9 protein-coding genes are annotated in these 9,108 nt (G+C 70.2%); 4 read left to right on the top strand and 5 right to left on the bottom strand.

Features of this window, described 5'->3' with window-relative positions:
* Positions 1-59 precede the first annotated feature (59 nt).
* Positions 60-1,121 carry a 3-deoxy-7-phosphoheptulonate synthase gene (locus tag K8V84_RS01500; RefSeq protein WP_304069430.1) on the bottom strand — a complete coding sequence of 354 codons (1,062 nt, stop codon included), beginning with the start codon at positions 1,119-1,121 and terminating at the stop codon, positions 60-62.
* Between the two features lie 204 nt (positions 1,122-1,325).
* Positions 1,326-3,041 carry an AMP-binding protein gene (locus K8V84_RS01505; protein ID WP_304069432.1) on the bottom strand — a complete coding sequence of 572 codons (1,716 nt, stop codon included), beginning with the start codon at positions 3,039-3,041 and terminating at the stop codon, positions 1,326-1,328.
* Between the two features lie 189 nt (positions 3,042-3,230).
* Here K8V84_RS01505 and K8V84_RS01510 point away from each other — a divergent pair, with 189 nt between their 5' ends.
* The 3 genes from K8V84_RS01510 (at position 3,231) to K8V84_RS01520 (ending at position 5,399) form a co-directional block, all read left to right on the top strand.
* Positions 3,231-4,094: a DUF4429 domain-containing protein gene (locus K8V84_RS01510; protein WP_304069434.1), complete on the top strand. Its 864-nt coding sequence runs from the start codon at positions 3,231-3,233 to the stop codon at positions 4,092-4,094.
* 40 nt (positions 4,095-4,134) lie between these two features.
* On the top strand, positions 4,135-5,091 hold the full coding sequence (pip, locus tag K8V84_RS01515) for a prolyl aminopeptidase (RefSeq protein ID WP_304069435.1): 957 nt from the start codon (positions 4,135-4,137) through the stop codon (positions 5,089-5,091).
* Between the two features lie 116 nt (positions 5,092-5,207).
* The gene (locus tag K8V84_RS01520; RefSeq protein WP_304069437.1) at positions 5,208-5,399 is read left to right on the top strand and encodes a ferredoxin; all 192 of its coding nucleotides are present in this window, start codon (positions 5,208-5,210) and stop codon (positions 5,397-5,399) included.
* Here K8V84_RS01520 and K8V84_RS01525 read toward each other — a convergent pair.
* Together K8V84_RS01525 and K8V84_RS01530 are read right to left on the bottom strand one after the other, a co-directional pair.
* Positions 5,383-6,648, bottom strand: a complete 1,266-nt coding sequence (locus K8V84_RS01525) for an NAD(P)/FAD-dependent oxidoreductase (RefSeq protein WP_304069439.1) — start codon at positions 6,646-6,648, stop codon at positions 5,383-5,385. The genes K8V84_RS01520 and K8V84_RS01525 overlap by 17 nt on opposite strands.
* A gap of 54 nt (positions 6,649-6,702) precedes the next feature.
* Positions 6,703-7,665, bottom strand: a complete 963-nt coding sequence (locus tag K8V84_RS01530; RefSeq protein WP_304069441.1) for an asparaginase — start codon at positions 7,663-7,665, stop codon at positions 6,703-6,705.
* 231 nt (positions 7,666-7,896) lie between these two features.
* Here K8V84_RS01530 and K8V84_RS01535 point away from each other — a divergent pair, with 231 nt between their 5' ends.
* Positions 7,897-8,796, top strand: coding sequence for a 3'-5' exonuclease (locus K8V84_RS01535; RefSeq protein ID WP_304069442.1), 900 nt, complete (start codon positions 7,897-7,899; stop codon positions 8,794-8,796).
* Between the two features lie 65 nt (positions 8,797-8,861).
* Here the strand turns inward: K8V84_RS01535 and K8V84_RS01540 are convergent.
* Positions 8,862-9,108, bottom strand: a 247-nt coding sequence (locus tag K8V84_RS01540) for a hypothetical protein (protein ID WP_304069444.1), incomplete at its 5' end; no start/stop codon positions are given.

The raw sequence follows: 9,108 nt of genomic DNA on the forward strand, positions 1-9,108 counted from the left end.
GGGGCTCGACACCGAACGGATCCGTGTGTCGAGCCCCCTCCAGGTCGTGGGGTCGAGGGTCAGACAGCGTTCTTGCGGCGCCGACGCACGGCCTCGGCGAGGTTGGTCAGCACACCCTCGGTGGTCTCCCAACCCATGCACTTGTCGGTGATGGACCGGCCGTAGGTCAGCGCGGCCGGGTCCCCGAGCTTCTGGGCGCCCTCCTCGATGAAGCTCTCCAGCATCACACCGATGATCCCCTTCTGCCCCTCGGCGACCTGTTCGGCGATCTCCCGGGCCACACCGACCTGTCGGACGTGGTCCTTGCCGCTGTTGGCGTGGCTGGCGTCGATCATCAGCCGCTGCGGCAGACCGGCCTTGCCGATGACCTCCAGGGCGGAGCCCACCGAGGCCGTGTCGTGGTTGGGGCCGCTGCGCCCGCCGCGCAGGATGACGTGGCAGTCCGGGTTGCCCTGGGTCTCCACGACCGAACCGGCGCCGCTGGGGTCCACACCGAAGAAGGTGTGCGAAGCGGCTGCCGCGCCCACGGCGTCCACGGCGACCTGCACGTCGCCGTCGGTGCCGTTCTTGAACCCGACCGGGGTGCTCAGGCCGCTGCTCAGCTGACGGTGCACCTGGCTCTCGGTGGTGCGGGCGCCGATGGCGCCCCAGGACACCACGTCGGCGATGTACTGCGGGGTGATCGGGTCGAGGAACTCGGTCCCGGCGGGCAGTCCCAGCGCGTTGATGTCCAGCAGGAGCTTGCGGGCGGTACGCAGACCACGGTGCACGTCGTAGGTGTCGTCCAGCCCCGGGTCGTTGATCAGACCCTTCCAACCCACGGTCGTGCGAGGCTTCTCGAAGTACACGCGCATGACCACGCACAGGTCCGCGCTGATCGACGGCACCAGTTCGGCCAGGCGGTTCGCGTAGTCCATGGCGGATTCGGTGTCGTGCACCGAGCACGGACCGACGACGACCAGCAGACGGTCGTCCTCCCCGTCCAGGACACGCTTGACCTCGGCGCGCGAGCTCTCGACCAGGGCGGTGCTCTGGTCGCTGAGCGGAAGTTCCGCGAGCAGGTCCCGGGGCGCGATGAGCGGCTTGTAGCTCGCCACCCGTGTGTCATTGGTGCTCGTCATCGTTTCCCTGTTCCCGTCCGGTCGTTTTGTTGCGGTGCTGAAACCGTAGCGCGGCACATCGGTGCCGGCACGGTGACGTGAGTTTTTCCACCGGATCACGGGGATGGGAAACGACACATTCGCGCAATTGCCCGGACCTCGTCTCAGGTGCTGAGACGAAAAGGCGGGGTCGCAATTATTCGGGACCTCGCGGGCGTGGAGGGATCATTCCTTCAACCCGGGGAGGTCCTCCTCCCAGAACTCACGCGGGTTGCGCGTGCCGTCGGTGACCGTGCCGCGTTCGGCCTCGGCCCGGCGCAGGCGCACTCGTCGGATCTTACCCGAGTGGGTCTTGGGCAGGTCGCCGAACTCCAGGCGACGGACCCTCTTGTGCGGTGAGAGTCGATCGCGTGCGTACTGAAGGATGGACCGCGCGCTCTCGGAGTCGGGTGCCACCCCGTCGGCCGTGGTCACATACGCCTTGGCCACCGACAACCGCAGCGGGTCGGGGGAGGGCACCACGGCCGCCTCCGCAACGTATTCGTGTTCGACCAGAACACTTTCCAGTTCGAATGGTGAGATGCGGTAATCCGACGCCTTGAACACGTCGTCGATTCGGCCGATATAGGTAATGTAACCGCGAGAATCCACCGAGGCCATGTCCCCGGTGCGGTACCGGCCCGTGCGGGTGCTCCGCCGGGTGCGCTCGGGATCGTCGGAGTAGCCGCGCATCGCGCCCACGGGTGCGTTGCCCAGGTCCACGCAGATCTCGCCGACGTCGGAGGGTTCGTCGGTGGTCGGGTCGATGAGCGTGATGTCGTATCCGGGCAACGCACGGCCCATGGAGCCGGCGACCACCGGCTGTCCGGGAGCGTTGCCGATGAGCATGGTCGTCTCGGTCTGTCCGAACCCGTCGCGCACGGTGATCCCCCACGCCTCCTGGAAGTGGCGGATCACCTCGGGGCCGAGCGGTTCACCCGTGGCCACGGCCTCGCTCAGGTCCACCCGGTACGCCCCGGGGTCGGCCCGGGCCAGCATCCGCCACACCGTGGGTGGAGCGCACAGGGTGTCCACCCCGTGGCGCGTCAGCGCGTCGAGGAACCGCTCTGGGTCGAATTTCGCCTGCTTGACCACGAGCACGGTCGCCTCGGCGTTCCACGGGCCGAAGAAGCTGCCGAAGGCGTGCTTGGACCACCCGGGCGCGGACACGTTGAGGTGGATGTCCCCCGGCCGGACCCCCAGCCAGTACATGGTGGACAGGTGTCCGATGGGGTAGGACCGTTGCGTGTGGGTGACCGGTTTGGGCGCGGCGGTGGTCCCGGAGGTGAAGTACATCAGCAGTGGATCGTCCGGGGCGGTGGGTCTGGGCTGTTGGAAGTCCAGTCCGGCGTGCTCGGAGTCGGGGTAGCTGAGCCAGCCGTCCATGTAGCCCACGCAGATCCGTGTCCAGTGGCCCCTCAACGGGTCGAAGCGTTCGGTGTCGGTGGGGGAGCAGACCACGTGCGAGATGTCGCCTCGGTCCAGCCGGTCCACCAGGTCGCCCTCCGAGAGCGCCGGAGAGGTGGGACAGACCACCACGCCCAGCTTGATCGCGGCCAGCGTGATCTCCCACAGTTCGACCTGGTCGCCCAGGGCCACCATGATCCGGTCGCCGGGGTGGACACCCTGAGAGAGCAGCCAGTTCGCGACCTGGTCGGAGCGCTCGGACAGCTGCCGGTAGGTGTGGCGGGTCTCGGTGCCGTCCTCCTCCACCAGCCACAACGCCGTCCGATCCGGCCGGGTCGCCGCCACGTGGTCGAAGTGGTCGAGCGCCCAGTTGAAGTGTTCGGGCCGGGGCCAGACGAACTCGCGGTGGGCGGTCTCCTGGTCCTCCCGGTGCTGCAGGAGCAGGTCCCGTGCGGCACGGAACTCCCGTGCGCCCTCGGACATCCCTTTCGACATCGAAGACCTCCGGTTCGGGGGCGGCACGCGCCGCGCGCCGTCCACGGGCCGCCACCGCCATGCGGGCGGTGGCTCGGGGTGTGCCCGAGGTTCTACCCGCGACGGCTCCCGGTGACGCCTGGACGGCCGCCCGGAAGCGCGCCGAAGCGGGCTTTGTGTCGTGGGTCGTCCCCTCTAGGGTGGTGGACCATGGAGGAGCTACACGGGCACCACGCGATCTGGCGCTTCGACGAAGAGCGGGTACGCGTCGGTTTCGGGACCGGGCGCAAGGTTCCACAACTGTTCAAGGCGCTGGGACACTGCACGGTGCCGCTCGCCGCGGTGCGCGAAGTGGAGTTCGACCCGGGCGACCGCAAACGCGGTTGGCGGTTGCGGCTGCGCCTGGTGGACGGAGCCGACCCCTACGCCGACCTGGACACCACGGGGTCCGCGTCCACCCCGCTGTTGCTCACCGGGGCGCACGATAAGGAACTGGTCGCCGAGTACTTCTCCGAACAGCTCACCGCCTCCACCCGGTTCGCCCGTGAGATGACGCAGGAACCGCCGGACCCCGCCTCGATCGCCCGGGGGATGGTGGCCCGGCCGCCCCTGCAGGTGCGCACCGCCGAGGGCTCCGCCTCCTTCGACGGGGATCGGGTGCGGTTGCAGTGGGACGGGTGGATGACCAGCACCCCCAAGGAACGCGAACAGTTCCGCGAGTACCGACTCTCCGAGATCGACCGCGTCCACTGGACCCCGCAGGTCGACTTCAGCGAGGGTTTCCTGAGGGTGGTCCTGCGCGGGGTGACCCTGACCGAGACCTCCGACCTGGAGAACGACTTCTTCACCCTGGTCTCGCACGGCGCCAAGGGCAGCGACGAGACCCTCCTCATGGCGGCCACCGTCAACAGCCACACGGTGTCGGTGGAGGAACCCGCCGCGCTGGAGGCCGCCGGCGACGACGGCGAAGCGATCTTCGTCAAGATCCGTGAGCTCGGTCGCCTGCACGCTGAAGGGCTGCTGACGGAGGACGAGTTCAGCACCAAGAAGGCGGAGCTGCTGGACCGGCTCTGATCCCGGTCCGGAGCCCGCCACAGTCACGAAAGGCCATGCCTTGCGCACCTTGTACCCGCCGATCGAACCGTACGACTCCGGGATGCTCGAAGTCGGTGACGGCGACCGCGTCTACTGGGAACTGAGCGGCAACCCCACGGGCAAGCCGGTGGTGTTCCTGCACGGTGGCCCGGGCGGCGGCTGCAACCCCGGCCATCGCAGGCTCTTCGATCCGGACAAGTACCGGATCCTGCTCTTCGACCAGCGCAACTGCGGACGTTCCACCCCGCACGCCGGCGGCATGGACGTGGACCTGTCCGCCAACACCACCTGGGCGTTGGTCGGGGACATCGAACGACTGCGCGAGATGGTCGGGGTGGACTCCTGGCAGGTCTTCGGCGGCTCCTGGGGCAGCTGCCTGGCCCTGGCCTACGCCCAGACGCACCCGGAGCGGGTCACCGAGCTGATCGTGCGCGGCATCTTCACCCTGCGCGATCAGGAGATCCGCTGGTTCTACCAGGAGGGCGCCTCCAACCTCTTCCCGGACCTGTGGGAGTCCTACCTGGCCCCCATCCCCGAGGAGGAGCGCGACGACCTCGTCGCCGCCTACGCACGTCGTCTGTCCTCCCCGGACCGTGAGGTGCGTCTGGAGGCCGCCCGCGCGTGGAGTGTGTGGGAGGGCTCGACGATCACGTTGCTGCCGAACCCGTCGCTGCGCGAGAACTACGCCGACGAGGACTACGCCCTGGCGTTCGCCCGGATCGAGAACCACTACTTCCACAACAAGGGTTTCTTCACCCCCGGACAGCTCATCGAGGGCGCCGAGCGCATCCGGCACATCCCCGGTGTCATCGTCCAGGGCCGGTACGACGTGTGCACCCCGATGCGCACCGCCTGGGACCTGCACCGTGCCTGGCCGGAGGCGGAGTTCCACGTCGTCGACGACGCCGGGCACGCGGTCAGCGAGCCGGGCGTCCTCGACCGTCTCATCGAGGCCACCGACCGGTTCGCCGGGTAGAGGCTCTGCGGGGGAGGGTCCGGCCCCTGCCCGGGGCCGGACCACACCGTTAGGGTGTGCCCATCCCACAAGCAGGGGCGCCCGCACGCCCCGGGACCGGAGAGAAGGTGGCGAACGTGCGCGTCGAGGTGGACTTCGACCAGTGCGAGAGCAACGCCCTGTGCATGGGCGCGGCCCCCGAGGTGTTCGAGGTCGGGGACGACGACTTCCTGTACCTGCTCACCGATGAACCCGCCGAGGAGCTTCGCGAGAAGGTCCGTCAGGCGGAGAGGCTGTGCCCCAAGCAGGCGATCACGCTACGGGACTGATCCCCGCGGCGGCCAGGGCCTCGTCCCACGTGGTGGGCTTCTCCAACAGGCCCCGGTAACGCATGGTGCGCGGGGTGGAGCGCAACCCCAGGACCCCGGTGAGCATCCCCCCGCGTCCCAGGAACGCCACGAACTTCCGGTCCTCGGGGGAACCGTGCACGAAGGCGACCCGATCCGCCGGAGCGCCCTGTCCCAACAGCTGGATCTTCTTCCTGTACTGGTCGGACCAGAAATAGGGGACCGGGGTGAAGGGGGCACGGCCCGAACCGGCGAGCAGGTTGCGGGCCGCCGCCTCGCCCTGCTCGCTCGCGTTGGTCCAGTGCTCCAGACGTATCCGTCCGCCGTAGCGGGGGTGCGGCCAGTTCGCCAGGTCCCCGACGGCGTAGACGTTCGGCACCGAGGTCGCGGAGTACTCGTCGCAGAGCACCGACCCGTCCGGCAGGAGCTCCACGCCCGATCCGCGCAGCCACTCGGTGTTCAGGTGCACACCGATCCCGACCACCACCAGCGACGCCTCGATCGTCGAACCGTCCGACAGGCGCACCCCTTCCACCCGGCCCTGACCCTCGTATCCGGTCACGCTCACACCCAGGCGCACGTCGACGCCGTTCTCACGGTGCATCTCGGTGAGGACCTCGCCGATCGCGGGGTCGACCACCCGGGTCATCGGGGTGGGCGCAGCCTCGACCAGGGTCACCTCCATGCCCACGGTGCGGGCACTCGCGGCCACCTCTGCGCCGACGAATCCGCCCCCGACCACCACCAGACTCCCGGTGGAGTCGAATGCGGAGCGCACCGCCTCTGCGTCGTCGAGGGTGCGCAGGACGTGTACCCCGGCCAGATCGGTGTCGGGCCGCCTGGCCCGCGCGCCGGTGGCCACGATCAGCCCGTCGTAGCGAAGGGAGGCGGCGCCCTCGGGGCCGTCCAGCCGGAGTTCGCGAGAGGCCGGATCGAGGCCCACCGCGCGGGTCCCCAGACGCAGGTCCAGGTCCAGGCCCTTGATCACCTCGTCCTCGCGAAGACGTAGCGCACGGTGCCCGACCAGCCACCCGGCCTCACCCGAGGCGGGGTCCATGCCGATGCCGGTCAGGACCTCCTTGGACAGCGGGGGACGCGAGTAGGGCCCGTGGGGCTCCTCGCCCACCAGGGTCAGGCGACCCTCGAACCCGCGCTCGCGCAGGGCCTCGGCGGCGTGCAGCCCCGCCATCCCCGCGCCTGTGATGACGATCCGGTCCAGGGTGTCGGACACCGTGCGTTCTCCCTCGTGTGGTGTGCGGCCGTTGGGTTCGGGGGTGTTCCCGCTCTACAGCGCGCCGACGTGGCCGACGACCCCTCCACCACCGTGGACGTCGGTGGTGAGGTGGTCGGAGATGGGCTCGACGTCCACTCCCAGGGCACGCAGGGCGGTGACGCCGACCAGCGTACGCGCCCGCAGCTCGGCGTCACCGTCGCTGATCTTGACCGCGACGGTCTCGCCGGTGGGAGCGCTGAGCACCAGCACCCCGTCGGCGCCGACCTTGGAGACCAGGCCGGGCACGCGGCGCATCAGTTCGGTGTCGATCCGGTCCGTGCCGGAGACGTACTCGGGATGGGTGCTCATCGCCTCCAGAACGGAGCGTTCGGGGGTGCCCTCGGGTGACAGGCGCATGCTCTGCACGCCGCGGGCCAGGCCGACCAGGGTCACCGCGAGCTGGGGCGCCCCGCAGCCGTCGACGGCGGTGTGCGCCACCTGTTCGCCGCACATGTCCTCGATGGCCTCGCGCACCAGCTGTTGGAAGGGGTGTTCGGGGTCGAGGTAGTCGTCGGTGTCCCAGCCCTTGGCCGCGCAGGCGGCGAGCATGCCGGCGTGCTTGCCCGAACAGTTCATGTACAGGCGGGAGGGGGAGCGCCCCTCGGCGTGGAAGGCCCTACGGGCGGCGGTGCCACCGGGGACGTCCTCGGGGCAGCCGAGGGCGTCGGCGGTGAGCCCCGCGGCGGCCAGGATGCGCTCGGCCTCGGCCACGTGGATGTCCTCTCCGCCGTGGCTGCCCGCGGCGATGGCCAGGGAGGAGCCCCTCAGGTCGGCGCCCGCACGCAGCATGGCCAGGGCCTGGAAGGGTTTGGCGGCCGAACGGGGGAACATGGGGTCGTGCACGGGTCCGCGGGCGTAGGCGATCTCTCCTACGGGGGACAGGCCGACGACGGCTCCGTAGTGGACGCTCTCACGCATCCCGGAACGCACGACCTCCGCCAGGGGGACGTAACCGGGGATCGGGGCCTGGGTCATGTGGGGATCTCCTCGCCATCGGGGCCGATCGGGTGACTGTTCCCGGGCCATGGGGGAGATCGGTTCCCCCGACCTTTGCCGGGCACGCGTCAAAACGTACACAAGAGGACGATTCTTCCCACCCCTCAGGGTTCCGCCCTGACGGACCCGGCTGTCCGACCTGGGCAGTAGGGTCGTTGCCGGCGGTGAGAACGCCGCGACCGAGGGCTGATTCGAGGAGTGGGGCACACGATGGGAACGCTGCGAACGGGCGCGCTGACCCGCAGACGGGTCGGAACGCGGGCGGCGGACCTGGAATACGCGGTCATCGACGTGGAGACCACGGGCCTGGACCCGCGTGAGGGCGCCCGGTTGGTGGAGATCGCCGTGGTGCGGGTGCACGGTGACGGTCGTGTCGTGGACGAGTTCAGCACCCTGGTGGACCCCCGGGCGCCGCTCGGCGGCCAGGAGTTCCACGGGATCGGTGAGGGCGAACTGATCGGTGCCCCGCGCGCCGCGGAGATCGTCCCCCGGATCGCCGAACTGCTGTCCGGGGCGGTGGTCGTGGGCCACAACCTGGACTTCGAGGAACGGTTCCTCACCGCCGAACTGGTGCCCGCCGGGCTGTCGTCCGGGCAGTCGGGCCTGTGCACGCTGCGGGCCCTGCGCTCGCAGCTGGACCTGGCCCGTTACTCGCTGCCGCGCGCCTCTCACCTGCTCAGCGGGGACTGGCCCACGGGTCAGCACACGGCCCTGGGCGACGCCCGGGCCTGCGCGAAGCTGTTGGTGGAGATGATCGCCAACGCCCCCGGCGAGCTGTACTACACCGGTCCTTCGCCGAGGTTCCTTCGGGCCGACGCGCCCGAGGAGGAGCCCGTGCGGTTCAAACCGCGCACCACGCCGGGCACGAGCCCGCGGCTGCCGATGAAGCCGTGGACCTTCGCGCGCTGGCGGCCCCGAGAGTTCGATCCGGTGCTCTGCGGCGGCCCCTTCGGTGACTCCGAGCGTGAGTCGGCCGAGGCCGCCGCCCGGCGCGCGTCGCAGCTGCGCGAAAGGGTGGGTCGGGCCGCGGTGGTGACCGGCGGCATCGCTGCCACGGTCGCGGGCGGTCTGCTGGTCCGTATGGCCGGCGGACACTCCTCCCGTCCCTGACCGGGAGCGGCCTCCGGCCGGCGACGAGTGGGTCCGAGCACCGGCGGAGGCGCCGAAGGAGACCGCTAGAACCCGGACAGGGCCAGGAAGAACGCGATGATGAGCGTGCTACCGCCGATGGCGGTGAACACGGCGCGTCCGTTCTCGGTGAGCCGCGCGTCGGCCAGGCGCAGCCGGGGTGGCGCGGCGGTGCGCTGAGCGGTGGCGACCCCGCCACCGGTGCGGGGCGGGGCCGGGCGCTCGGCGACGAGGCGCGGCAACTTGTTGAACAGGGCCACCGACACCAGGACGGCGCCGAGAGCGATCAGTACG

The sequence above is a fragment of the Nocardiopsis listeri genome (assembly GCF_020741345.1).
GTDB classification, from domain to species: domain Bacteria; phylum Actinomycetota; class Actinomycetes; order Streptosporangiales; family Streptosporangiaceae; genus Nocardiopsis; species Nocardiopsis listeri_A.